The organism is Microbispora sp. NBC_01389, from assembly GCF_045040095.1.
In the GTDB taxonomy this organism is placed as follows: domain Bacteria; phylum Actinomycetota; class Actinomycetes; order Streptosporangiales; family Streptosporangiaceae; genus Microbispora.
This window is the reverse complement of sequence record NZ_CP109552.1, coordinates 3,483,649-3,507,773: the sequence shown is the minus strand read 5'-3', so window position 1 is coordinate 3,507,773 and position 24,125 is coordinate 3,483,649. Positions and strand designations below refer to the sequence as shown.

At 70.2% G+C, this 24,125-nt stretch carries 27 protein-coding genes and 1 pseudogene; 16 read left to right on the top strand and 12 right to left on the bottom strand.

All coding sequences use genetic code 11. From position 1 onward, the window contains the following. Positions 1-15: 15 nt before the first annotated feature. Entirely contained in the window at positions 16-879 is an 864-nt protein-coding gene (locus tag OG344_RS15970; RefSeq protein ID WP_405088894.1) for a tryptophan 2,3-dioxygenase, read from the bottom strand. A 75-nt stretch (positions 880-954) separates the two neighbouring features. Beyond that, on the bottom strand, positions 955-1,878 hold the full coding sequence (locus tag OG344_RS15965) for a DMT family transporter (RefSeq protein WP_405088893.1): 924 nt from the start codon (positions 1,876-1,878) through the stop codon (positions 955-957). A 179-nt stretch (positions 1,879-2,057) separates the two neighbouring features. On the opposite strand from OG344_RS15965, the gene OG344_RS15960 reads away from it, so the two are divergent. From OG344_RS15960 to OG344_RS15950, 3 genes and pseudogenes are all read left to right on the top strand, one after another. Next, positions 2,058-2,303: a hypothetical protein gene (locus OG344_RS15960; RefSeq protein ID WP_405088892.1), complete on the top strand. Its 246-nt coding sequence runs from the start codon at positions 2,058-2,060 to the stop codon at positions 2,301-2,303. A gap of 38 nt (positions 2,304-2,341) precedes the next feature. Continuing rightward, positions 2,342-3,433 (top strand): DUF1996 domain-containing protein, encoded by a 1,092-nt coding sequence (locus tag OG344_RS15955; protein WP_405088891.1) that lies wholly within the window; start codon positions 2,342-2,344, stop codon positions 3,431-3,433. After that, a pseudogene (locus OG344_RS15950) lies at positions 3,430-3,837 on the top strand (NADH-quinone oxidoreductase subunit I); the annotation flags it as partial. The gene OG344_RS15955 and the pseudogene OG344_RS15950, both read left to right, overlap by 4 nt. A 254-nt stretch (positions 3,838-4,091) precedes the next feature. On the opposite strand, the gene OG344_RS15945 reads toward OG344_RS15950, so the two are convergent. Beyond that, entirely contained in the window at positions 4,092-4,256 is a 165-nt protein-coding gene (locus tag OG344_RS15945) for a hypothetical protein (protein WP_405089235.1), read from the bottom strand. Between OG344_RS15945 and OG344_RS15940 the strand changes: the two genes are divergently transcribed. From OG344_RS15940 to OG344_RS15915, 6 genes are all read left to right on the top strand, one after another. Beyond that, complete coding sequence (locus OG344_RS15940; RefSeq protein ID WP_405088890.1) at positions 4,230-4,367, top strand: ferredoxin; 138 nt, start codon at positions 4,230-4,232, stop codon at positions 4,365-4,367. The genes OG344_RS15945 and OG344_RS15940 overlap by 27 nt on opposite strands. Positions 4,368-4,462: 95 nt before the next feature. Further along, positions 4,463-5,935 carry an FAD-binding oxidoreductase gene (locus tag OG344_RS15935; RefSeq protein ID WP_405088889.1) on the top strand — a complete coding sequence of 491 codons (1,473 nt, stop codon included), beginning with the start codon at positions 4,463-4,465 and terminating at the stop codon, positions 5,933-5,935. A gap of 125 nt (positions 5,936-6,060) precedes the next feature. Next, positions 6,061-6,711 carry a hypothetical protein gene (locus OG344_RS15930; protein ID WP_405088888.1) on the top strand — a complete coding sequence of 217 codons (651 nt, stop codon included), beginning with the start codon at positions 6,061-6,063 and terminating at the stop codon, positions 6,709-6,711. Positions 6,712-6,774: 63 nt separating this feature from the next. Next, entirely contained in the window at positions 6,775-7,404 is a 630-nt protein-coding gene (locus OG344_RS15925; protein WP_405088887.1) for an ABC transporter ATP-binding protein, read from the top strand. Between the two features lie 35 nt (positions 7,405-7,439). Beyond that, on the top strand, positions 7,440-8,189 hold the full coding sequence (locus OG344_RS15920) for an ABC transporter permease (protein ID WP_405088886.1): 750 nt from the start codon (positions 7,440-7,442) through the stop codon (positions 8,187-8,189). A 20-nt stretch (positions 8,190-8,209) separates the two neighbouring features. After that, positions 8,210-10,237, top strand: coding sequence for a polyprenyl synthetase family protein (locus OG344_RS15915; RefSeq protein WP_405088885.1), 2,028 nt, complete (start codon positions 8,210-8,212; stop codon positions 10,235-10,237). Between the two features lie 36 nt (positions 10,238-10,273). Here OG344_RS15915 and OG344_RS15910 read toward each other — a convergent pair whose 3' ends face one another. Further along, entirely contained in the window at positions 10,274-10,996 is a 723-nt protein-coding gene (locus OG344_RS15910; RefSeq protein WP_405088884.1) for a TetR/AcrR family transcriptional regulator, read from the bottom strand. Between the two features lie 122 nt (positions 10,997-11,118). Between OG344_RS15910 and OG344_RS15905 the strand changes: the two genes are divergently transcribed. The 7 genes from OG344_RS15905 (at position 11,119) to OG344_RS15875 (ending at position 15,558) form a co-directional block, all read left to right on the top strand. After that, positions 11,119-11,622, top strand: a complete 504-nt coding sequence (locus tag OG344_RS15905) for a hypothetical protein (RefSeq protein ID WP_405088883.1) — start codon at positions 11,119-11,121, stop codon at positions 11,620-11,622. A gap of 123 nt (positions 11,623-11,745) precedes the next feature. Continuing rightward, a complete protein-coding gene (locus tag OG344_RS15900; protein WP_405089103.1) occupies positions 11,746-12,003 on the top strand; it encodes a GNAT family N-acetyltransferase in 258 nt (85 codons plus the stop codon). 103 nt (positions 12,004-12,106) lie between these two features. Beyond that, positions 12,107-12,538, top strand: a complete 432-nt coding sequence (locus tag OG344_RS15895) for a hypothetical protein (protein ID WP_405088882.1) — start codon at positions 12,107-12,109, stop codon at positions 12,536-12,538. A gap of 29 nt (positions 12,539-12,567) precedes the next feature. Next, positions 12,568-14,160: a hypothetical protein gene (locus OG344_RS15890; protein ID WP_405088881.1), complete on the top strand. Its 1,593-nt coding sequence runs from the start codon at positions 12,568-12,570 to the stop codon at positions 14,158-14,160. A gap of 99 nt (positions 14,161-14,259) precedes the next feature. Then, complete coding sequence (locus OG344_RS15885; protein WP_405088880.1) at positions 14,260-14,568, top strand: hypothetical protein; 309 nt, start codon at positions 14,260-14,262, stop codon at positions 14,566-14,568. A gap of 118 nt (positions 14,569-14,686) precedes the next feature. Beyond that, positions 14,687-14,890, top strand: a complete 204-nt coding sequence (locus OG344_RS15880) for a hypothetical protein (RefSeq protein WP_405088879.1) — start codon at positions 14,687-14,689, stop codon at positions 14,888-14,890. A gap of 41 nt (positions 14,891-14,931) precedes the next feature. Further along, positions 14,932-15,558, top strand: a complete 627-nt coding sequence (locus tag OG344_RS15875) for a Uma2 family endonuclease (protein ID WP_405088878.1) — start codon at positions 14,932-14,934, stop codon at positions 15,556-15,558. A gap of 3 nt (positions 15,559-15,561) precedes the next feature. Here the strand turns inward: OG344_RS15875 and OG344_RS15870 are convergent, their stop codons facing one another. The 8 genes from OG344_RS15870 to OG344_RS15835 form a co-directional block, all read right to left on the bottom strand. After that, positions 15,562-16,191: a TetR family transcriptional regulator gene (locus OG344_RS15870; protein WP_405088877.1), complete on the bottom strand. Its 630-nt coding sequence runs from the start codon at positions 16,189-16,191 to the stop codon at positions 15,562-15,564. Positions 16,192-16,275: 84 nt separating this feature from the next. Continuing rightward, positions 16,276-17,571, bottom strand: coding sequence for a hypothetical protein (locus OG344_RS15865; RefSeq protein ID WP_405088876.1), 1,296 nt, complete (start codon positions 17,569-17,571; stop codon positions 16,276-16,278). 303 nt (positions 17,572-17,874) lie between these two features. Then, positions 17,875-18,552, bottom strand: a complete 678-nt coding sequence (locus tag OG344_RS15860; RefSeq protein ID WP_405088875.1) for a DUF4166 domain-containing protein — start codon at positions 18,550-18,552, stop codon at positions 17,875-17,877. After that, positions 18,549-19,256, bottom strand: coding sequence for a hypothetical protein (locus OG344_RS15855; protein WP_405088874.1), 708 nt, complete (start codon positions 19,254-19,256; stop codon positions 18,549-18,551). The genes OG344_RS15860 and OG344_RS15855 overlap by 4 nt, the downstream gene beginning before the upstream one ends. A 253-nt stretch (positions 19,257-19,509) precedes the next feature. Continuing rightward, positions 19,510-19,971, bottom strand: a complete 462-nt coding sequence (locus OG344_RS15850) for a GNAT family N-acetyltransferase (RefSeq protein WP_405088873.1) — start codon at positions 19,969-19,971, stop codon at positions 19,510-19,512. Between the two features lie 13 nt (positions 19,972-19,984). Continuing rightward, a complete protein-coding gene (locus OG344_RS15845; protein WP_405088872.1) occupies positions 19,985-21,307 on the bottom strand; it encodes a UDP-glucose dehydrogenase family protein in 1,323 nt (440 codons plus the stop codon). A gap of 101 nt (positions 21,308-21,408) precedes the next feature. Beyond that, positions 21,409-22,599 (bottom strand): hypothetical protein, encoded by a 1,191-nt coding sequence (locus OG344_RS15840; protein WP_405088871.1) that lies wholly within the window; start codon positions 22,597-22,599, stop codon positions 21,409-21,411. A 103-nt stretch (positions 22,600-22,702) separates the two neighbouring features. Beyond that, positions 22,703-24,004 (bottom strand): aminotransferase class III-fold pyridoxal phosphate-dependent enzyme, encoded by a 1,302-nt coding sequence (locus OG344_RS15835; protein ID WP_405088870.1) that lies wholly within the window; start codon positions 24,002-24,004, stop codon positions 22,703-22,705. Positions 24,005-24,125 lie beyond the last annotated feature (121 nt).

The following is a 24,125-nucleotide window of genomic DNA, read 5'->3' as shown; positions in this document are numbered from 1 at the left end:
TCCCTTGTGAGGATCTCAAAGCCAGGCCCGTAGTTCCCATAGCAGGGGGAAGAAGTGCAAACGCGTCCGTCCCCGGAGATAAGGTGCCCCAGACGAGCCGCCGGTACCGGATTTCGTCCCGATCTGGCGCTCGACCATCTGTACGTGTCGCATCCGCCACAGAGCGGTCGTCTCGTCGTGGGTGAGAAGATCCTCGGCCAGGTCCCACAGATCGTCGTACGATCCCCGGTCGCGGGCCACGGCCAGCAGGGAGTCCATGATCTCTTCGTCGGAGACCGGCAGGCCACGCTGGGAGAGGGCGGTGAGATAAGCATCCCACAGCGTCGGCTCGGCGAGCCGACGCCGCAGCCTGGCGATTTCCGCGTCGCCCGCGCCCCGCAACCGGCCGAGGTACGAGGGGTCCTTGGCGCCCGACAGGAACTCGAGCTCCCGGAACTGCACCGACTGGAAGCCGCTCGCGGGGGCGAGCACCGACCGGAACTCCAGGAAGTCCTGCGGCGTCATGGTCTCCATCACCTGGACCTGGTCGACCAGGACCTTCTCGACCGCGTGCACCCGGCGGAACAGGTGCCTGGCCCGCCACAGCGCGCCCTCGGCCATCGCGTCCCTGATCCGCTCCAGCTCGTGCAGCAGGAGCTTGAACCACAGCTCGTAGACCTGGTGGACGGTGATGAACAGCAGTTCGTCGCTGGCCCCGGACCGCTGCTCCTGCTGGGCGAGCAGCTCGGGCAGCCGGAGGTAGCCGCCGTAGGAAAGGCGCCCGCCCTCCTCGCCGAAGCTGCGCGGCGGGGGCAGCACGTCTCCCGACCCGGCCCGGCCGTACGGCGTCGCAGGCATGCGCCACTCCTCCACGATGAGCACGTCCCTTCCGATCCCCATTGACCGAAAGCCCGGCACCACCGCACCCGATATCACCCCATGACATCACAGACGTCAACTCGGCGCGCACCGGACCTACCCGGGGGTCCGTGCCCGGCCGGGGCGACGGGAGACGGCCACCCCCACCAGGCACAGAGCCCCGCCGGCCAGCGTGAGCGGGCCGGGAACCTCGTCGAGCAGCAACCACGACATGAGCACCACCAGGGCAGGCACGAGGTAGGTGGTCGCGCCCATCCGGCCGGCCGTCGTGCGGGCCAGGGCGAACGCCCAGGTGGTGAAGGCGACGGCGGTCGGGCCGACGCCGAGATAGAGCATGTTCAGCGTCGCCGGCAGCGGGGCGTGCGCCACTTCGGAGACGAGGACCCCCGCGAAGGGCAGGCAGGCCGCCGCCCCGATCAGGCAGCCGAACGTAGTCACCTGCAGTGCCCCCGCGTGCCGGAGCGCCGGCTTCTGGGCGACCACCCCGCCCGCGTACGCCGCCGCGGCCAGCAGGCACAGCACCACGCCGAGCAGGGAGGAACGGCCACCGCCGGACATGGAGAGCCCGACGACCGCCGCGCCGGCGAACGACACCGCCATGCCGGCGAGCAGCGGGCGCGGCAGACCCTCGCCGAGCAGTCTGCCGCCGAGGAGCGCGATGAGGATCGGCCCGATGTTGACCAGCAGCGCCGCCGTGCCCGCGTCCACCTCCCGCTCACCCCAGTTCAGCAGGACCATGTAGCCGCCGAACCAGAGGATTCCCGAGCAGACGATCCCTGGCCAGGCGGCACGGGCCGGCCATCCCGGCCGGCGAACCAGCGTGATCACGCCCAGCACCAGGGCCCCGGCGAGGAGCCGTCCCAGGGCCAGGGCTCCGGGAGAGTAGGCCTCTCCGGCGCTGCGGATGGAGACGAAGGCCGAAGCCCACAACAGGACCGTGACCCCCGCGGCGGCGAGGGCGGCGCGAGCCGCAGGACGGTGGAGCTTCTGGTTGCGGTCGACGCGCGTTCCGGTTCTCACCCGGCCAACGTTAGGACCAGGACGTTTCGCCCGATAACGAAATTTCCGCGAGCCGGACGGCCCGGCGTTCCGCCCGGCCTGCGTCGCCACGGACTCTTCGGTCGCGACCGCAACGTGGGTGCCGCATCCTGGGGCCATGCCGTCCATGCCGTCCACGCCCTCCAGGCCGTCTTCCGGGCGTGTCACCTCCGGTCTGGCCGCACTCGCCGCGCTCCTCGCCGACGAGACACGGGCGCGGTTCTGCCTGGCGCTGCTCCGAGCGCAGGCCGCACCTGGCGGGGCTCGCCGGAGCGGCGCTGTGCCGCCACGCGCTGGAGACGGGGTGGTGCGTGCGGATCGGCTCGACCCGGGCCGTCCAGGTCACCCCCGAAGGCGAACGCGCACTGGCAGAGCTGCTCGGCCTCCCGGCGGCGGCCCTGCACTGACGGGGGGTAGGCGCTGACCGGGGCGGGCGGAACGCGAGGTGCCGCTCGAACTCCTCGGCCTCGTCGTCGTCCAGCACTCCCAGGGCGTACTCTGCCACGTCGAAGTGCGGCGACGACGCGGACATCAGCTGGCCACCCCCCTCTCCTTCAGGGCCGTACGAAGTGGTTTGCTGATCGGGGGCTCGCTGAGCCCGCTCACCGGCGGAGCCCGGCCCGCCCTCGCCGACCACTGCGATCCGTCCGTCCAGGGCGCGGGGTGCGAGGACGTCGGCCCGGCCCTGGAGGACTTCACCGACATCCGGCAGGTGCCGCCGGGCGACGGCGGCGTACGCGCCGGGCGCGGCTCGTTCACCTCCCGCTGCGGACGCAACGAGAACGGCCACCGCAACTCCGACAACTACATCGTCGCGCCCGGGGTGTCGAACGGCGCGCACCACGTCCACGACTACGTCGGCAACCTCACGACCAACGGGTCCTCCACCGACGAGAGCCTCGCCGCGGGCGGCACGACCTGCCGGCTCGGCGACAGGTCCACGTACTTCTGGCCGGTGCTGCGCAGCCGGCAGGACGTGGCTGGAGAGGATGTGCCGGCGCGACACACGGAGGAGCCGGGCGGCGCGGCCGAGGGCAACGTCGGCACGATCCTCCTCCCCCGGTCGGTCATGCTGCAGTTCCGGGGCAACCCCGTCAGCAGGGTCGTGGCGATGCCGAGGTTCCTCCGGCTCATCACCGGAGACGCGAAGGCCGCCACCAACGGCGGTGCGGGCGCCCGCGCCCAGTGGACCTGCAGCGGTTTCACGAACCGGCTGACCGGCAGATATCCGCTCTGTCCCCGGGGCAGCCCGGTGCTGCGCGTGCTCGACTTCCCCAGCTGCTGGGACGGCCAGAACACCGACAGCGCCAACCACCGGACCCAGGTCGTCTTCCCCGGCCGGAACGGCGCCTGCCCGGCGGGCACCCGGGCGATCCCGCAACTGCGCATGACGCTGGCCTACTCGGTGCCGGGCGGGCCGTCGTTCGCGGTCGACAGCTTGCCGGGCTCGACGAGCATCGCCGGCTCGACCTCAACGCCCATCACAAGTACCACGACCGGCTGCCGGGCCAGACGGTCGACGCGCTCATCTCGATGACCGAGGAGGTGGACCTGCGGGGCCGCGTCGGGGCCGCGTTCCCGTTCGCGCGCAAGCTGCGCGCCGTGTCCGCCCGGGACGGCGAGACGGTCGTGCTGGTGAACGCCGCCGAGGGCGAGCCCGCCAGCCTGAAGGACAAGACCCTGCTCACCCGGGCGCCGCACCTCGTGCTGGAGGGCGCCCTGCTCGCGGCGAGCGCGCTCGGCTCCCGCGAGGTGGTGGTCGCGGTCGGCGCGGGCGAGCTGGCCGAGGCCTCGGTCACCGCCGCCGTGGCCGAGCGCGGCCTGACCGGGCTCGTACGCGTCGCTGCGATCGAGGAACGGTTCGTCTCGGGCGAGGGCGCGCTCGTCCGCGCCGTCAACGGCGAGATCGGGCTGCCGCCGGGCCGCAGGGTCCGCTCCGGCGACAGCGGCGTGTACGGCCTGCCGACCCTGCTGTCGAACACCGAGACCTTCGCCCAGCTCGCCGTGCTGGCCGAGCTGGGGCCGGAGGAGTACGCCGCGGTGGGCACGGTGCAGGAGCCGGGGACGATCCTGCTGACGGTCGGCGGGTCGGTGGGCGCCCCCGCGGTGGTCGAGGCCCCGCCGGGGGTGCCGCTGGCCGACGTGCTGACCCTGTGCGAAGCGAGGATCGGAGACGGGCTGCTGCTCGGCGGATCTCACGGCACCTGGATGTCCGCCGAGGCGGCGTACGGCACGTTCCTGTCGCGGCGCGGCGCGAAGGAGGCGGGCGGCGAGCTGGGCGCGGGCATCGTGGTCGTGCTGGTTGCCAGGGCCACGGCCTGTGCGCGCATCTCGTGCCGGAGCTGGTCAAGCTGGATCACCACGGCTTCCCGGTGTTCATGGACACCGGCGTGCCCTCGTGGCTGCTCGGCGACGCGCAGAAGGCGGTGGAGATGTGCCCCGCGCTGGCCCTGCGGGTCGGCGCGAAGTGAGACACGACACACGGGACGAAGTGATGACACTGTAACCAACCGGACCAGATCAGCGCGCGTCTCACGAGGTAGATCACCACCTCGGGAGTACGACCATGATCGACAGACGGAGCTTCCTTCGCGTCTCGGCCCTCGCCGGGGCCGCCGCCTTCTCCGGCACCTTCTCGGGCATGGCGTTCGCCGCCGCGGGTCCCCGTCCCGCCGACTGGTCCGCGCTCGGCCGGGGGCTGGAGGGCAGGCTGATCCGGCCGGGCGACGCGTCGTACGACAACGCGCGCCACGTGTTCAACTCGGCCTTCGACTCCGTACGGCCGGCCGGGGTCGCGTACTGCACGGGGCCGGCCGACGTGTCGGAGTGCCTGGCGTTCGCACGGCGCTTCGGCGTGCCGGTGACCTCCCGGTCGGGCGGCCACAGCTACGCGGGCTGGTCCACGGGCGCCGGGCTCGTCGTCGACGTGTCGCGGATGAGCGGCGTGGCGTACGCGGGCGGCCACGCCACGGTCGGCGCCGGCGCGCGCCTCGTCGACGTGTACGCCAAGCTGGCCGCGCACGGGGTGAGCATCCCGGCGGGCTCCTGCCCGACCGTGGGCGTGGCGGGTCTCACGCTGGGCGGCGGCATCGGGGTGGTGTCGCGGCAGTACGGCCTGACCTGCGACGTGCTGGAGTCACTCAAGATCGTCACGGCCGACGGGAAGACGTTGACCTGCTCGGAGACCTCGCACCCGGACCTGTTCTGGGCCTCCCGGGGTGGCGGCGGCGGCAACTTCGGCGTCGCGACGTCGTTCACGTTCCGCACGCACGCCACCCGTCAGGTGACGCTGTTCTTCCTGCACTGGCCCTGGTCGAAGGCCGCCGCCGTGCTCAGGGCGTGGCAGGCGTGGGCGCCGTCCGCCCCCGACGCGCTGTGGTCCAACTGCCACCTGAACCACGACCCGTCCCCGGACGTGATGGTCGGCGGCATCTACCTCGGCGGCAGGACGGCGTGCGAGAACCTGCTGCAGAAGCTCGTCGACCGGATCGGCTCCGGGCCCAAGACCCGTTATGTCGCGGTCTCCGCCTACGACCACGCGATGATGGTGGAGGCGGGCTGCTCGTCGCTGACGGTGGCGCAGTGCCACCGCCCCGGCACGCTCCCCGGGCAGAACCCGAGCGGGAGGCTCGTCCGCGACTCGTTCACCGCGAAGTCGCACTTCGCCTACACGCCGCTGTCGTCCGCCGGGATCAAGGCGCTGCTGGCCCAGGTCGCCGCGCCCGGACGGCACTCGGTGCTGCTCGACGCGCTCGGCGGCGCCGTCGCCCGGGTGCACCCGGACGCGACCGCCTTCCCGCACCGCAAGGCGCTGTTCAGCGTGCAGTACTACGCCCACATGTCCGGCGCCGCCGCCTGGACCCGCGCCGCCCACGCCGCCATGCGGCCGCACCTCGGCGACCACGCGTACGTCAACTACATCGACCCTGAACTGAAGAACTGGCGGCAGCAGTACTACGGCGCCAACGCCACCCGTCTGGCCCAGGTCAAGGCGGCCTACGACCCCGGCCGCCTGTTCCGCCTGCCCCAGAGTGTGTGAACGAAGCAGCTCACACCGCCCGTCGGCGTTGACGGCGGCTGGACTGATCCCGAGCCGACCCACCCCCGCTCGTTACTGAGTGTGATAGATAGTTTGCTGACAGCAATCACTCGGGGGGGATGTTCATGAACGTTTCTCGATCTCGCGCATACCTGACCTGCGGTCTCGGCGCCGCCGCGGCGGGCGTGCTGGGCCTGGCCCTGACGGTCGTCCCGTCGGTCGCCGAGGGCGCGTCGAGCGGCAGCAGCCAGAGCACCAGGCCGGTCGCCGACCCCTCTCCGAAGCAGCCGGGTGGCCACACCGTGCTGACGTGCGCGATGAGCACGAGCAGCGCCCAGCCGATCACCGCCGACCCGGCGGTGGGCAAGGAGGCCCGCACGGTGACGGCCCGGGGCGTCCTGACACTCACCGACTGCGCCTCGCCCGACGGCAGCTTCCCCAACATCCGCTCGGGGACCGTCACCCTCCAGGGCAGCGCCCAGGCGTCCTGCACCGGTGTCCAGAACGTCACCGGCACGGGCACGGTCACCTGGAAGGACGCCCAGGGCCAGACGTTGGGCACCTCCACGATCCGCCCCAACATGGACGGGATCGCCTCGTACAACCCGGGCGACATGATGCTGGTCGGCGAGGTCACCGAAGGGAAGCTGAAGGGCAAGCGGATCGCCGGGAATGCCGCTCCCACCTCGGACATCGGCCAGTGCTCCAGCAAGGGCGTGAGCAGCGTCCAGGGCAGCGGCACGGTCGCGTTCATCGCCGTCGACACACCTAAGTAGCGACTAAGTAGCGACGCATCCAAGTAGCGCAGTCAGGTGGGACCGGGTCGAGGGAGGTGGCGCATGCCGTCGGATGAGCCCGTGCTGCGGGTGCGGGACGTACGGAAGGGCTACCGGGGTGGCCCGGTCCTGCGTGCGGTGAATCTCGATCTGCCACCCGGCCGGTTGGTGGGGATCGTCGGGGAGAACGGCGCGGGCAAGACCACGCTGCTGCGCGTCCTCGCGGGCGACCTGCGGCCGGACGGCGGGTCGGTGCGCCACGGCGGGCGCGTCGGTCACTGCCCGCAGGAGACGGTGCTGCACGACGCGTTCACAGTCGAGCAGCACCTGCGGTTCTTCCAGGTCGCCTACGGCCTGGAAAGCCTGCGCAGAGCCGAGGAACTGCTGGACGCGCTGCGGTTCTCCGGCTCCCGCCGGGCCCGCCCCGCCACGTTGAGCGGCGGGACCCGGCAGAAGCTCAACCTCGTCCTGGCCCTGATGCACGACCCGGACGTGCTCCTGCTCGACGAGCCTTACCAGGGCTTCGACTGGGAGACGTACGTCCGGTTCTGGGACCTAGCCGAGGAACTGCGCGGGCGTGGCCGCTCGGTGCTGGTCGTCTCCCACCTCGCGTACGACGCCGCACGCCTCGACGCGCTCCACCGGCTGGAGGGCGGCGTGCTGCGGGTCGCGGACAGGACCGGTGCCGCATGAGATGCCACTGGGCCTGTTACGCCACCGCTGTGCGCATGACGTTCGTGGAGCATCTACGCAACCGGCTGGCTCTCGTGATCATTGTGGTCTTCATCCCGGTGTGGGCGATCCTCATCTACGCCCTGTCCCTGGAGATCGCGCTCCCGTTCCACGTACGCGCCGCGGAGCGGGTCGTCACCCTGCCGGCCAACGTGCTCAACCAGCTCGCCGGGGCGCTGCAGATCCTCGCGCTGATCACCGGGTTCATGATGTTCGTGACCACGTTGAACTCGGCGGCCTTCGATCGCCGGCTGGTGCGGTCGGGCTTCCCCCGGCTGTGCCTGATCGCGGCGAAGCTCACCGCCCTGGTGGTGGTCGCACTCTGCGTCGCGATGTACGCGGCCGGCCTGATCTGCCTGACCCATCGGCCGGCGCAGCCCCTGCTGCTCGCCACCGCCCTCTTCGGCGGGGCGCTGATCTACGGAGGGATCGGCATCGTGCTGGCCGCCGTGCTGACCAGCGACCTGGCCGGTCTGGTCCTCGTCACCGTGATCTGCTCGGTCGATCTGGCCCTGCAGAGCCCGCTCGCCACTCCGGCCGCGGCCGACACCCTGGTGCGTTACCTGCCCGATTACGGGCCGATGCAGGCGGCTGTCGCGGCGGTGGGTCTGGACACGGTGCCCTGGAGCGCCGTCGCCCCGGCCGTGTGCTGGGCGCTGGGCACAGTGGTCCTCGGTGTCTCCGCTTTCGCCGGCCGCACGCGCGTACACCAGCCGGTGGGCGGGCCGGCGACGGTTTCCCCCTGAATCCCCTGTCAGGAGCATCCATGACATCTGAGATAGTCTCCCGTGCCTTTCCCGCCCTGGAATCCGATCTGGAACGGGTGCGCGAGATCGTCGGCCTGGCGGACGTGCCGAGCCGCGCCGATCTGACGGCGCTGACCAGGCAGCCGACCGGTCACCGCCACCTGATCCGGCCCACCTTGGCGCTGCTGTCGTACTACCTGCTCGCCGGCCCGGAGCGGGCCGCCGACGTCCGCGCCGTCAAGGCCGCGGCGGCCGTCGAGCTGCTGCACATGGCGTCGCTGCAGCACGACGACGTCATCGACGACGCACGGCAGCGAAGGGGCAGACCGAGCCTCAACAGCGTGTGGGGAACACGCCTGGCGGTCCTGGCCGGCGACCTCCTGTTCATCAGCGGCAGCCGGATCGTCGCCGAGCTGGGCGAGCGTGAGGCGCTGGTGTCCGCCGAAGCCGTCCAGCACATCTGCTCGGGGATGATCGCCGAGACCGCCGACCGTTTCCTGCTCTCCCGCACCGAGGAGGCCTACCTGGAGGTGACCGGCGCCAAGACGGCCGAGTTGCTGTCCCTCGCCTGCCGGCTGGGCGCCATGCAGGCCGGGCGGGACCGGGAGGCGGAGGAGGCCATGGCGCGGTTCGGCTGGCATCTCGGCATCGCCTACCAGGTGCGCGACGACATCCTCGACCTGACCTCCACCGCCGGGGAGCTCGGCAAGCCCGCCAACTCCGACGTCGTCGAAGGCGTCTACACGCTCCCCGTGATCAGGGCCCTGAACCGCGAACCCGCACTCGCCCGGCTACTCCGCCGCGGCCTGACCACGGCCGAGGCCGAGCGCGCACGGCAACTGGTCCTGTCCTGCGGAGTCGTGGACGAAGCCCGGAAGGTCGCCGACGAGCAGGCGGAGGCGGCTCTCCTGCGGCTCCACGGCGTCGGCGATCCGGCGTCACGCGAGGCGCTGGCCGACTACGTGCGGTCGGTCATGGGCTCCGTGAGACAGGCCGGTCCGGCTGCCGTCACCGTGCCCGTGCCCGTGCCCTCTCCCGATCCCGCCCCCGCTTCCGGTCACGGCGACGTCCTGGTCCGGGTGGTGCAGGAGCGGTTGGACGCGTGGTTGCTGGACACCGGGGTGGCCGCCACCCGGGAGGAGACCCGCCACCCTCGATGGAACGGCCTGGCCGCGGCCACCGCACTGATGTGGCCGGGCGCCGACGCCGAGCAGCTCGAAACCCTGGCCCGGTGGATGCTGGTATGCGTCGTGCTCGACGACCTCTTCGACGAGCCGGGTCTCGCCGACCACGCGGAGGCCGCCCGGCTGCGCCGGCGGCTCTCCCACCTCATCGGCGGGCTCGACGACGCCCCGCCGACCGGCGGAGCGTTCGCCACGGCTCTGGCCCAGGCATGGGAACGAATCCGCCTGGTGCAGCCGCCCTCGTGGCGGAGGCGGGCCATCGGCCACCTGCTCGATTGGCTGGACGCGGCCGAGCGCGAGGCATGCCACCGGCTCAGCGGGTTCGTCCCCAGCCTGCGCGACCAGGTCCCGCTGCGCCTGGGGAGCGCCGGAGTGCCCGTCTTCCTGGACGCCTTCGAGATCACGTGTGGCCGGGAGTTCGAGCCGTCCGTACGCGACCATCCGCTCCTGCGGCGGTTGCTGGACCTCGGCTCGGCCACCGTGCTCGCGGAGAACGACCTGCGGACCCTGGATCAGGACGAGGCCGCCGGGAGTCCCTACAACCTCGTCAGGGTGCTCCGCCATGAGGCCGGCTGCACCAGGCAGGAGGCGATCGACGAGGTGACCCGCCAGGTAGAGGACGGCTACGCCCAGGTGGACGCCATACTCACCTCCGGGCCGGCCATCCTGCGGCCCGCCTCGGGTGGCGCGGCCTCCGCGCCGGTCATCGGCATCCTGGGAGTCGTCCGGGATCGGCTTCCGGGCTGGCGCGCCATCCACGACGTCGACCGTTACAGCTCGTCGTCCACCGATGGCGGGACGCACCTGGCCCGGCTGCGCCGGGCGCTCCTGCTCGAATACGCCGAGACCGTCGCGGCCCGCTGACCCCGGCCCGCTTGTTTCCGGCCGTGCGCCGGGACCTCAGCCGGGTCCGTCCGCGGCGAGGCGGTCGAGCCATTCGCCGAGCACGTGGCGTTCGCCGTCGGTGAGAGCGGTGGCGTCCGGCAGCGCGGCGCGCAATGCAATCGCCGCCGCGGCCGGTCCGGGGGTTTCGACCGCGGGGGCGTCGGTGGTGATGGCGGCTATCGCCGCGTCGCGGGCCACCTCCGACAGGCGCGGGTCGCGCCGCTCCTCGGGCAGTGCGAGCAACGTGAAGACCGTGCCACAGCCCGCGGCGTGCACGAGGTCAGCCGCCAGGCGCTCGCCGACCTTCAGCCGGCCGGCGGCGGCGATGGCGTGGATGCGCTCGCCCAGCATGCGGAAGGCCGCGACGGCGGCGGGCGACCGCCGTCCCGGCGTGGGGTCTCCGTACATGAGCGAGAACAACGCGGGGTTCGCCAGCCCGAAGCCGACGTGCAGATCCCATCCGGCGCGCAGCCCTTCGACCGGGTCACCGGCGGGCGGGCTCGCCTTCTTGTCCTGCAGATAGGAGCTGAAGCCATACTCGGCGACCGCGTCGAGCAGGCCCTCCTTGTCGCCGAACAGCCGGTAGATCGTCGGCGCCTGCGTCCCGGCCGCGGTGGCCACCGCTCTGGTCGAGAGGGCGTCGCGCCCGCCGCTTGCGAGCAGCCGGGCCGCGACCGACACGATGCGCGCCCGCGTCCTGTCGCGGCCGCTCGCCGTCTCGCTCTCCGGATCACTCATGCTTCCAACGATATCAGCTTATTGCTATCACCGATTTTCCAGTGTTAGCGTTCTACCGATCTCAGCGATAGCAAGGAGTGGATCGTGATCAAGGCGCGAACCCGGCCTCCCCCTTCCTTCCGATGCCGTCCCACGCTGAGACGGAGCAGGACCTGCGCGCAGCCGGGGTCGCGTTCACCGCGCTGCGCAACGGCTTCTACGCCACCACCGCACTCCAGTTCGCCGGTCAGGCGCTCGAGACCGGCACGCTCGTCGCACCGGAGGACGGCCCGGTCTCCTGGACCGCCCACGCCGACCTCGCCGAGGCGACCGCCGTCGCACTGACCCAGGAGGGCCGGCTCGACGGGATCACCCCGCCGCTGACAGGTCCCAGGTCACTCGACCTCGCGGACGTCGCCGCGGTCGCCTCCGACCTGACGGGACGCGAGATCACCCGCGTCATCGTCCCGGACGACGAGTGGGTCGCGGGCATGGTGGCGCGCGGCGTGCCCGAGCAGCAGGCTCGCTTCTTGCTGGGTATGTTCGAGGCCAGCCGTCAGGGAGAGTTCGCCGAGGTCGGCCCCGCCCTCGGGGAGCTGCTCGGCCGTAAGCCGATCGCGTTCCGCGACGTGCTCGCGAACCGATAACGGGTTGTCCGCCGGGCCGGGGCCGCGCGCTCCTTCGGCGTATGGGCGACGAGCGGCGAAGCCTCACCGGCTGCCGGCATCCCGGTCATGAGCTACCGGGGAAGGCGTCCGTGACAACCTCCCCTGGGCGTACGCGATCGAGGACATCGGCCCGGACGCCGCTGCGACGACCCGTGGCCGTGGATCGCGGACGTGTTCCGGCGCCCGGAGCAGTCGCCACGTGGTCTCGGTGCGCTCATGCTGTCGACCGCCTTGGTCAGTGCAGCCGCGGACGGTCTGACCATGATCGGTCTGGTGGTAACCGAGGGCAACCCCGCCCGCCGCGTGTACGAAAGGTTCGGCTTCCGGGGGGTCGACGGCGCGATGACGGTTCAGATCTGAACCAGGCGGCCTCGTTTTCCGGGTCGATTTGTATATCGGGACATCCGGCGACCTCGTCAAGGCCAGATATACAGTGTCATCGAATCTTGTAAGGAGGCCGGGAATGCTGGTCGAATGGCTGGCAGCGGTGGCCGCGGCGGGCGGCACCGCGGTGGTGCAGGCCGCGGGCACGGACGGGTGGGTGATTGTGCGGCAGCGGGTGGCGCAGGTGCTCGGCCGCGACGATCCCGAACGTGAGCAGGCGGAACTGATGCGGCTGGATCAGACCGCGGCGGATCTCGCCTCGCTCGCCCCGGGGGAGGCGCCGCTGATACGGGCACGGCAGGAGGCGTCCTGGACGGCCCGATTCGAGATGCTGCTGGAGAGCCTCGGCGAGGCCGAGCGCGAACGGGTCGCCCGCGAACTGAACGACATCGCCGACCAGGCTCGTCAGGCATCAGTGGGGGGCGTGTCGGGGAACGTCTTCCATGGACCGACCGCATTCCAGGTCGGGGACCGCAACCGTCAGGACAACCACTTCGGGCCGAGGGCATGACCCGCGACTCCGAACCAGGCGGAGACGGAGTGTCGGGAAACGTCTTCCACGGCCCGGCCCCCTTCCAACTCGGCGATCGCAACGTCCAGATCAATCACATCCACCAGCCGGCGCCGCAGCGTCGCCGGCTGGTCCTCGCGGGCGTGGCGGTCACGACCCGAGAAGAACTGGCCGCCGCCATCCGTGGCAACTGGGCCGCGGCGAGGCGTCAGTTCTTCGAGGGCGCGGTCGCGACCGGCGCGGCCTCCGATGGTTGGCTCAGCCTTCTCGCCTGGCTGCACGAACTCGACGGTCTCACCGCCGATGACCTGACCGCTCAGATCGAACTCATCGACCATCGGCTCCGAGACGACAGACTCCCGGCCGATCTGAAACTGCTTCACCTGCTGGGCTGGCTCGATCCGAAGGGAGAAGCCGTCTGGCGAGGGACGGTGGTGACCCCGGAGTCGCTTTCCGAGGCATGCAGGATCGGTCGTCTGGGAGAAGGCGGCCCCGAATGGGAGCTCTACCGCGACCTCTGCGAGGGCGGGCTATTGGACGCCCTCTCCAGATTCACCGCGCTGAGCGCGCTGCGAGGAACGCAGCGGGCCTGGGACGAGGTCTGGGCTTCATGGCGGCGGCTGGCCGTACAGGTTCCCGGGCTGCCGCCCGAAGCCCGGGAATGGGCCGGGAGCGGGGCGCGCGGGTTGCTGCTGGCGGCCCTTCTGCCCTACGCGGAGGCCAGGACGTGGTTGCGCACCGGCCGCGAGAGCGTGACGCCACCCCCCACCGGTGAGATCGAGTGGTACGACTGGTTGCGCGCGCGGCACGGCGGCTCGGACACCCCTGTCGGATGGCTCGTGCGCGCCGACTTCGCCGCCTTCGCCGCGGCCCAGGCGGAACAGCGGCGTCGGCAGGCGGAAGCCGACCGGCAGATCCAGCGGACCCGGACCGCGCTGGACTCCGCCTCCGCTCTGCGGCAGCGGCAGTGGGCCGACTACGAGGGCCGGCGGCTCTCGCCCGCCGCCCGGTTGGAAGCGGTGGTCCGCGCGACGCTGTGGCTCGGGGCCTGGGGCGCGGCCACGATCCCGGTGGCCTGGATCATGTGGGGCTGGGTCCGGCCGGACATCGCCGCGAGGCTCTCCTGGTATCTCGTCACGCTGACCCTGGCGGCGTACGCAGGCTGGCTGCCGAGAGTCATACGGCTCGGCGCGGCGTACCAGCCTCCGCTGCGGCGCGTGCGCGCGTGGGCCGAGGAGGCCCGGGCCGACCGCGGGAGAACTCGGAGGGGTCTGTTCAGGGCCGGCCTCGTGGTCGGATTCGTGCTGGTTTTCGGGGTGCTCCTGCATGACGTCGGCGTCATCCTGACGACGATTCTCCTCATGCCGTTGCTGGGCGCGGCGTTTCATTTCGCCCGCAAGGGGGCGATCGACGACTGGGCGGACGATCACCGGGAACGACTGCGGGACCACCAGTCCAGGCGGGCCGGCGCAGGCGACATCCCCCAGCACATCGCCGAAGGTGTTCGATCGCCGTCGGCCAGAGTCCGGGCCGACGCCTACCACGCGTTCATGCGACAGTTCACCGGCCTCGACCGCGGCGGGAAGGACGATGCCGACCGGGAGAACGGCCGCGGCCGCTGAGCGGACGGCAGCAGCCCCCGCGCTGGGCGATGGCCGCGCCCGGCGGCGGTCAATAGGATCCTTACTGATCTGTCGAGGGCATTCCAGCGGGGGCGAGCGATGTCGCATTCCGGTACGAACGGCGACAGCGAGGTGGGGGGCTTACCCGATTCCGGCTTTCGCGGTTCCGGCGACGGGCACGGCTCCGGCCGGGGCGGATGGCCGTCCGGTCCGCGGCACCCCGCCGACCTGCGTACGGGCGATCCGCGCCAGGTGGGGCCGTACCGGCTGGTGCGCAGGCTGGGCGAGGGCGGCATGGGCGTCGTCTACCTCGGCGAGGCGCCGGACGGCACGCGCGTAGCGGTCAAACTGCTCCACCACACGATCGCCGCCGACCCCGGCTTCCGCCGCCGCGCCGCGGGCTGCTGACCGGGATCGGGGCCGGGATCGCCGGGCTGGCCGTGATCGCGACGGTGGTCGCCGTACGGCTCGGCGGTGGTGACGCGCCGCCCGGGGGACCTCCGCGACGTTCACGCGCTCCGCCGCGGTGGCCGGAGACCACGCCGCGCCGCGGACCGGCGCATCCTCCGCCCCGGCCGCGTCACAGGTGCCCCAGGCGGACGGCGGCGACGACCCCGGCAAGGTGGACCCCGCCTGCGGCACCTGGTGGGCCACCCTCGCCCTCGCCCTCGCCCGCAACGCCGTCCCCCCGCTGCGCTGGCCTCGCCCGTCCCGATGGGCCGCGCCCTAAACTGGGTGCGAGGTCGTAACGAACACCATGGGAGACGGCGGATGACAGCTCTGCCCGATGACAGCTGGCTTTACCACCTTCGCCCACAGCCCTCCCGGGTCACGGCAGAGGAGTACGAGGCCCTGCCAGAGGAGATCTGCCGGGCCATCGAGATCGTGGACGGTTACGTGGTCTACTGCGAAGCTCCGAGCCCCGAGCACCAGACGGCGGCCCGTCGGCTCGCCAATCTGATCGAGCGGGAGGCCAAGGCCGCGATGGGCCGGGGGCGCGGATGCCTGACGGTCAACACCGACGTGGACCTGCGGTTGCGCGACGTACCGCTGCTGAACCGGCGACCGGACATCGTCCTCTACCGGTGTCTTGATCGGGAACGCGGTGAGCGGCTCCGCGCCGAGCACGCCCTGCTGGTCCTGGAGATCGTGTCCGCAGGGTCGGAGACACAGGACACCACCGACAAGTTCGGCGAGTACGCGAAGGCCGGAGTAGAGCACTACTGGATCGTCCGGCTCGACGGCACGGGCGTGTCGGTCATCGAGCGCTACCGGCTCGATCACGCTTCGGCGCTGTACAAGCACATCGAGACCTTCATGAAGGATGAGCCGGGAGACCGGCCCGCCGTCGCCAACCCCATCCCCATCACCATCGACTGGTCGGAACTGGAGTTCTAGCGGTCAGCCGGAGTTGACCCTGCGGAGCCGGGCCCGGACCGTACGGCGGACCAGCGGGCCCATGTCGTCCAGCGCCGCGACCAGGCCGGCGAGCTGCTCCAGGCTGTCGAACGCGCGCTTCGCGCCGTCCTCGTCGACCCCCTCGTACAGTTCGAGGCCGACGAAGGCGGCCGCGGTGGCGCGGGCGAGCCCGGCGACGTCCACGAACTCGGCGAGCGGCGTGCCGGTCAGCACCCTTTGCAGCACCTCTTCGATCTCGGTGACCCACATGCCGAGGCCGGCCGAGGTGGCGGGGGCGAGTCTGCCGTCCATCTGGCTGCCCGCGAGCATCTGGGCGAGCACGGCGAGGTTCCCCGCCTCGCGCTCCTCGGCGTGCAGCGAGCGGCCCAGGTCGAGCAGTTCGCGGAGCGAGGTCACCGCCGCGAACCGCTCGCGGTAGACCGTCACCCGCTGCTCCGAGCCGTACCGCAGGGCCGCGGCGAGAAGCTCGTCGACGGTGCCGAAGTGGTAGAAGACGAGCGCCTGGTTGACCCCGGCGGCGGTGGCGACGGCCCGCGCGGAGGCGCCCGCGATGCCCTGCGTACGCAGGGTCTCCAGCGCTCCTTCGAGCAGCCTCGTGCGGGTGTCGCCCATCGTCTCTCCCTCAGCGGCGTGCCTCTTCGCGCCGCGGCTTCACGGTAGCGGGTACGCCATGCTCGGACGTCGCGCCGTTTGCCGTCATCCGCTCAGATCGGTGTCGGCGGCGAACAGGGTCCCCCGGTCCATCCCGCGCTCCCGGTGGATGTTGAGCCCTTCTCTGCGGAAGCTGATCCATCCGTCGTCGTCTTTCAGTCCTCGCACGATTCTGGTCTTCACGATGTCGAGGGTCGCGTAACCGACGACCAGGTGTGTCAGTTTCGAACCGTCCTTCCGGTGGACGTGGAGCCCTTCCTTCGGGAAGGTGATCCACCCGTCGTCGGCGCTTCTCCCCTGGACCCACTCGGTGTTGACGCCGTTGAGATCGGCCTTGTCGGCGTGGACGGTTCCCCACGACCCGCTTCCCTGGCGGACGTTGAGTCCGTCCTTGGGGAAGGTGATCTTCCCGTCGTCGGCGCTTCTCCCCTGGACCCACTCGGTGTTGACGCCGTTGAGGTCGGCCTTGCCGGCCTGGACGGTTCCCTGCCCACCGGAGTTGTCGGTGATTTGCACCCCTGTGCCGGTGAAGGTGATGCGCCCCTTGGTCGCGTTCGCCGTCCCCTGGACCCAGGGTGTGTCGATGCCGGCGGTGGCGGTGAGCGTTTCGAGGACGGGGTGGCGCACTTGAACGGTCGTGGTGAGGAAGTGCTGCTTCTGGGTCCTCGGGTCGGTGGCGATGAGGATGTAGGTGGTGGCGCGCCTCGGGACGGGTGGTGACCAGGTGCCACCCGAAACGGTGTTCCGCCCGCCCGGAAACACGATCTCGTAGGTGAGGTCGGCGGAGCCCTCCCAGCTCAGTGTGAGGTTTTCTCCGGTGCCCACCATCGACTTGTCCGGGCGGAAGTCACGCGGCGCGGGAATCTCCTTTGGAGCAAACTTCACCAGTGCCACCGACGTGTAGCGGGTGTGCTCCCCGTCGTCGTCTTCGGTCTTCTCCCTCACCGTCAGCACAGCCGGCCCCGGGGTGGATGCGACGGTGAAGTTCTCCAGGGTCAGCACCATGTAGTCGCCGGGTCTGAAGGAGGCTGTGCCATCGGCCTGGGGGGTGACTTTGAAGATGTTGCCTCCCTGCTGCCGTTCGATGGTCACTTTCCGGTTTCTCGCCTGGCCTCCCCACTGGTTTTCGGTGTACGTGCCTTTCATCTCCGTGATATTCGGACCGAGGTCGCCGTCATCGTCGCCGACAGGCACCTTCACCTCGATCGCGGACCAGTCCGTCCTCCTGGCGGTGTTGGTGACGATCAGGTGCACCGTCCCGACGGACTTGGACTGCCGCCCCGACACCGACGCCTCCAGGGGCGCCGGGTCGGAGAGGATGGTGTAGGTCAGCGCGGTCATGGTCACGACTCCTTTGAGGACGGCGCAGGCCGTTGACCTGCCCACTACGAAAGGTCCGGGCCGAGGCGAGACAGGCGGCGACACGGGTGACAAATCCGGGACCCGCCTTCTGCGGACGCACCGCAGAAGATCACCCTCTAGATCCAAACCTCAGTTTTGGAGCGTGACAAGAGCCCTCAGGGAGGCAATGGCAGCAGCGCAGGTCGGAGGTTTTACGGATACTCCTATCTTCGCGTTGCGGCCTTTCTGGCTTTCTCCTCAGACGACCGGTGCACCGCGGCACTTTTCTCATTGCGCTGCCGTTCAACGGCGCGCCTCTTCGCGCCGCGGCTTCACCGAAGCGGGTACGCCGTGCTCCACGACGTCGACGTAGCGCGCCCGGAACGCCCCCCAGTAGCCGAACAGTGGGCCGAGCTTCGCGTTGGAGACGGTGACGCCGACGCGGAACAGCCCGGCGTCGTCGTCGTACGACTCCCTGACGACGGCGGTCCCGGTTATGGAATCGGGGAGGCGGCAGGAGACGAGCCCTTCGTGCAGGCGGAACTCGCGGGACCGGATGACGAGGCCCCCGTGCTCGTCCACCTCCATGTCCAGGTCGACCGCAAGATGCTGGTGCGAGCCGAGATAGTCGACGATGCCGCGCCGCTCCTGGTCGTACACCATCGTGGCGTCGAACCGCCGCCGTCGTCGGGGCAGGTCGAAGGTGCGGACGAACGTGACGGTCTCGCGGCCGTGGGAGTCGACGTACGGATAGTTCTCGATGGTGAACGGCACCCGCCGGCCCTTCTCGGGGACCAGGATGTTGCGCCAGGTGCCCAGGGCCAGGAACGGCCGGGTGAACGCGGCGTGCCAGATGTGGTCCATCACTCCCTCTCCGACGCAGGCCCGCCCGCCGGTCACGCTGACGCCGAAGCGGCGGCGTAACTGCGGGTGCAGGCGGGCGAAGTCGGAGCCGAGGGTACGTTCGAAGATCGAGGTCATCGGGTCTCCAGCTCCGGCAGCGGGGCTGTCGCCGCCTGCCGGTCGGGCGGGCGGCTGGTTGAGCGGCTGGTTGGGTGGCGCAGGCAGCGGCGGGCCGCGGGGGTGCCGGGCAGCGGCGGCAGGAGGACCGCGAGCGCCGCGACCAGTACGGCGGCCGCGGGCGGGGCCAGTGCGACGGCCGTGGCGGCGACGAGCACACGTACGCACACCTCGGCAAGGGCCTGCCACAGGGAGCGCTCGGGCGTTCTTCCTGTCTCCAACCAGAGACGGAGCCGGTCGAAGGACCACGCCGTCGCCCAGCCGATGAGTGGCCGGAAGACGAGGTCCACGGCCTTGCCCCAACCGGGGCGGTAGCCGTACCGGGTGAGAAAGCGGACGCCGTCGGAGGTCTGGACATATCGCCAGTAACCGGAGCCCGAGCGAATCGGCGACAGCGGATGCGCCGAGGCGAAGCGCAGGGCGGACGTCCTGTCGTCGGGGTCGAGGCGGTCCCCGGCCGTGACGCCGGCACCGGTGATGACAAGGCCCGGCAGCAGCCGTACGGCGTACCGGAACCACTGCGGCTCGCCGTCGGCACGCGGCAGGTAGTCGATCTCGCTGAACCGCAGATCCCAGCGTTGATGCTGGCCAGGAGCCTGCGTCAGCTCCCAGAGAGCATCCATGGGCGCCCGGACCAGGCACTCGACATACACGAAGCGACCCACACGCCACCTCCACAATTTGAGCGTTCGCTCAAACGTGAGAGTAGGCCGATTTGAGCAGTCGCTCAAGTCCCCTGGTCAGAGCGTCCTTTACCAGTTCCTCCGCCCGCCCGGTTCCCCTGAAGAGTTGCAAGGCCGGCCTATCCCGCGTGCATCTTCCGGCAACCCATGAGCATGATGTGGATCAAGGGCGGGGCCGGCGATGTAGCCCCGGACCCCGGCGGCTCAGAAGGCGTCCCCTCGGGGCCTTGCGTGGTCAGTTCTGCGGCTGCCATATGTAGTGGACGTCCGGTTCTTGTTCGTCGTTGCGTTGCCCGTCTGTTCGTTCGGCTGCGATGAAGCCGTGCCGTTCGAAGAAGCGCTGGGCCGCCGTGTTGACCTGGAAGGTTCGCAGCGTTAGTCCGTCTGGTCGCTGCTGTTTGGCTAGGGCCATGAACTGATCGCCCAGTCCTTGCCCGCGCCAGGAGGGGTCGAGGAAGAGCTGTTTCATTTCCTCACCGTGGAGCACCATGACCCCCACCACGCCGCTTCCGGTGACGGCCACCCAGGTCTCGTACTGCGGTACGAGCACATCGGAGAACCAGGTGCGCACCTCGGCATCGCTGTGCGCGCACTGCACGGTCGGTAGTGCGGCCCTGTAGGAGCGCAGCCACACGTCGGCGGCGTTGGGTGCGTCGGCGCTGCCGGCGCGTCGGATGACGGCGGCATCACTGTTCATGGCGAGGTCTCCTCTACCTTCCGGGGCGTCCAAGCTGGTGGACGGTCCAGCCCGCCGCCCGCCAGGGCTCGGGGTCCAGGGTGGTGCGGCAGTCGACGAGCAGGCGACTGGCGGGGCGGTCTGCGATGGTGCGGGGGTTGGCCTGCTGGTACTCGGGCCATTCGGTGGCCAGGACGACGAGGTCGGCGCCGTTGAGGGAGTCAGGCAGGTCGGCTGTGTAGTCGAATTCGGGGTTGCGCGTCATGGCCGTGGCCACGGCCTGCGGGTCGTGAACGGTGACGACGCCGCCGGCCTGCTGGAGGGCGTGGGCGAGGGCGAGGGCTGGGGACTCGCGGACGTCGTTGGTGCCGGGCTTGAACGCGGCACCCCATACGGTGACCCGGGCACCTTTGATGGGGCGGTCGCCCAGGGCGCAGGTGATGAGGCCCATGGCGACGCTGGTCCGGTTTTCGTTGATCTTCTCGGCCGCGCGTAGGAGGGTCGCTGCGTGGTCGGCGCCGAGCTGCCGCGCGGAGGCGGTGAAGGCGCGGATGTCCTTGGGGAGACAACCGCCGCCGTAGCCGATGCCGGGTCTCATCCCGCCGCTGCCGATTCGGGGGTCGATGCCGAGGATGTCTACGATCTTGGAGATGTCGCCGCCGGCTGCTTCGCACATGTCGGCGACGGCATTGATATAGCTGATCTTCAGGCCGAGGAAGGTGTTCGCTGCGCCCTTGGCGAGTTCGGCGGTCTGCGGGTCGCAGACGAACAGGGGGACACCGGCGTCCAGGATGGGGGCGTAGACGGCGCGGATCGTCTTCTCTGCCTGGGTGGTGGCCAGGCCGGCGATGATGCGTTCTGGGCGAAGGGTGTCGTGCACCGCATGTCCTTCGCGGAGGAACTCTGGGTTCCACACGACATCGACATCCTGGCCTGCGGGGGCCAAGCGTTGGGCGAGGGCGGTGACCTGGCTGGTTGTGCCGACGGTGACGGTCGACTTCCCGACGATGGTGCAAGCCCTGGTGAGGTGGGGGGCGAGCTGGCGGATGGTGCCGTAGACCTGCCGGGTGTCGTAGGAGCGGCCGTCGGCGTCGATGGGGGTACCGACGCAGATGAAGTGCACCTCGGTGAAGTCGGCGGCCTCGCGGGTGTCGGTGGTGAACCGCAGGCGCCCGCTCGTGGTGTGGCGGGTGAGGAGTTCGGGCAGGCCGGTTTCGTAGATTGGGCATTCGCCGGCGTTGAGCCGGTTGATCTTGGCCTGGTCGACGTCCACGCCGATGACCTCATGGCCGAGTTCGGCCATCGCCGCTGCGTGCGGGATGCCAAGGTGACCGCAACCAATCACGGAAACACGCATGACTGTCCTTGTCGTTTGGGGGTCTCGGGCGCACTCCCCGGTGCGCCCGGGACGACGCTATAGCGTGAAGATCCGCATGTAGGCGGGCTTCGCGGTGTTGATCAGGGTGAGATGCCCAACAGCTCGCACAGCCGCTTGAGCGCGGGGACGGCCGCCTGCCGGACGACGACATCGCCTTCTCGTGCACCCTCGATCGGGTACTCCTTGAAGGTGCCGTTCTCCTCCAGACCCTCGGGGTCCACGAAGAAGATCCGCATGCCCCGCTCGCGTGCCCGTGCCTGGACGGCACGCCTGTCCGCGTGCAGTCCGATCACCAGCAGCGCCTTCGCCTCGGGCAGAAGCGGCACTGGGGGGATCTTCTGGTCGTACCGGCGGACGAACACCTCCTCCAGCCCGGCACGGGCGGCGAGGACATCGAAGTTGTGCGTGATCACCGGCCCCACCAGGTGACCGGCGTCGTGCAGGGCCTTCAAGGCATGGTGCGCGGGTGTCGGTTCCGCGAGGAAGCATTTCCTGAACATCCGCACCAGGTCCACGGCCTTGTGCGGTGCGTCGAGCAGCATCTCCTGCACGAGGGTGTCGGCGTCTGGGCTCATGGTGAAGGCGTGCGACTGGGTGAGGGTGTTGTCGTTGCGTGCTGTCACCCGGTACACCTCATGCAAGAAGTGCAGCGGTGGGATTCCGGCCTCGATGGAAGTGCCGCAGCCGACCTCGACTTGGAACGGCAGGAAGTCCAGCAGCTCGGTTAGGTCGGTGGTGATGGTGGGATTGCCTCGCCGCTCTTTGATGCGCATTCCGCCGGCGAGTACATCCCATGGCAGGTTCCGCACCGCGCGGGATACCTCGTAGCCGTCGGAGGTGAAGCACACGTCGACAGAGCGGAACCCTTCGGGTGTTTCGCGTCCGGCCCGCTCGTCCTGCGGGTGGTCGTCGTATTCGGTGATGGTGACGCGCAGGTCGCCGTTGAGCCAGCACCCGTCCTGCTTGCGCCGCCACCGGCCGTCGCTCAGCCAGGAGTCAAGGGTTTTCAGGTAGACGTTGATTTCCCCGGCAGGTGCTGTGATGCAGTGGAACAGGTACAGCTCGGAGAGCACCAGCCGTGGCACCGGAAAGATGTAATCGAGGTCGTAGTTGTAGCGGTAGTGGACGACACGCCTGCGGCCCTGGTTGTCTTCGTCCCAGCCGGACAGTTCGGCGTTGGCCGGGTCCTGGGTGCGCCGCCAGATCCCTTCCTCGATGCTGCGTCGCCGCCCGTGGCCGTTACCGGCGAAGTGCTGCTCCCAGATGGTCACCTGCTCGGGAGTGAGGTGTTCGATCACGGGATAGGGCAGGAACACGGTGTCCTCCTTCTTGATGTGGATGGCAAGCGAGGGGGCCGGTGGTGTGGTGCCGGGTCTAGCCGTTTCGGTCGAGGGCGGTCACCGCGTCGCCGAGCGCCGCAGTCAGGTAGCCGATGTCCTCGTCCGTCGAGTTCAGCGGAGGGGCGACGACCAGTCCCTCGCTTCTCGGGTACCCGGCCCCGGTGAACGGGTAGAAGAACACGCCCCGCTTCTCGCACTCCTCCATCAGGGGCCAGAGCAGGCCGGGCGCGAGTTCCACTCCGTACAGGTGGCCGAGCCCTCGCACATCCCGCACACACGGCATGCCGGTCAGGGTCCGCAGGAATGCGCCGAGCCGGTCTCCGCGTGCGTGGAAGGCGTCGAAGTCCATGGATTCCAGCTCGTCCAGGACACCGAGGCAGGCCGCCGCCTGGAGGGGGTGGGCGGCCATGGTGCCCATCGCGGGCAGGGAGTCGCCGTCCTTGTGGTGGAGCAGCGGTGCGATCTCGGGGGACACCAGCACCGCGCCGACACTGGTGTATCCGCCGCCCAGCCCCTTGGACAGGATGCACAGGTCTGGTTCGGTGCCGTCCCAATGGTTGCTGGCCAGGGGTGTGCCGGTGCGCCACAGCCCGGTCAGGACTTCGTCGTGGATGACGAGGACTTCCCGCTCCCGGCAGATCTCCGACATGCGCTGGAGGTATCCGTCGGGCGGCACGTAGGCGCCGCCGGTGGTGCCGTTGACGGGTTCCAGCAGGACCGCGGCGACGTTCTCCGCACCCCTGCTGTCGATCGCCTTCGCCACCTCCTCGGCGCACGAGGCATCACACGCACCCGCCTGGCCATGGTCGTGGACTGGCGGGTAGGGCGCTGGGAAGGCCGGGCCGAGGCCGAGCGCGTCCTCCGGATGGGGCCGCCGGGCGTGGTTGCCGGCGAGCGCGAGGGTGAGCGCGCTGTTCCCGTGATAACTCAAAGTCGACGTCAAGATGTCCCCGCGCCGCTTCCCGCTGCGGACGCGTGCGATGTTCCGGGCCAGCCCGACGGCGACTTCCACGCCGAGCGTGCCACACGTCGCCAGCGCAACGGAGTCCTCTGGGCGGCCCACGGCGTGGCACAGGCGGTCCATCAGCTCCATCTGGATGTGGGGGCGCACGACGGCGGCGCCGGCGAACGAGGCGCAAAAGAACTGCTGCTCGATGCGGGAGAAGACCTTGGGGCTGCTCTGGCCCGCGTTCACGCAGATGAGTCCGCTCGATCCATCGAACATTCGGCGGCCGTCAGAGCAGTGGAGCCACGGCCCACTCGCTGCCACGACGTCGAAGTCCGGCAGGGGTCTGCTGGAGGTCAGCAGGCGGCGGTAAGGCACATATCGATCCACCGAGAACTCCCTTCCTGGGTGTCTCACCGAGTGGAATCCTGACGCGCCGTCAGCGGCTGTAGAAGCAAGGTGCGACTGCCTCGTGTTGCTTCCTTTTGCCTTCCTATGCCTTCTGGTCGTC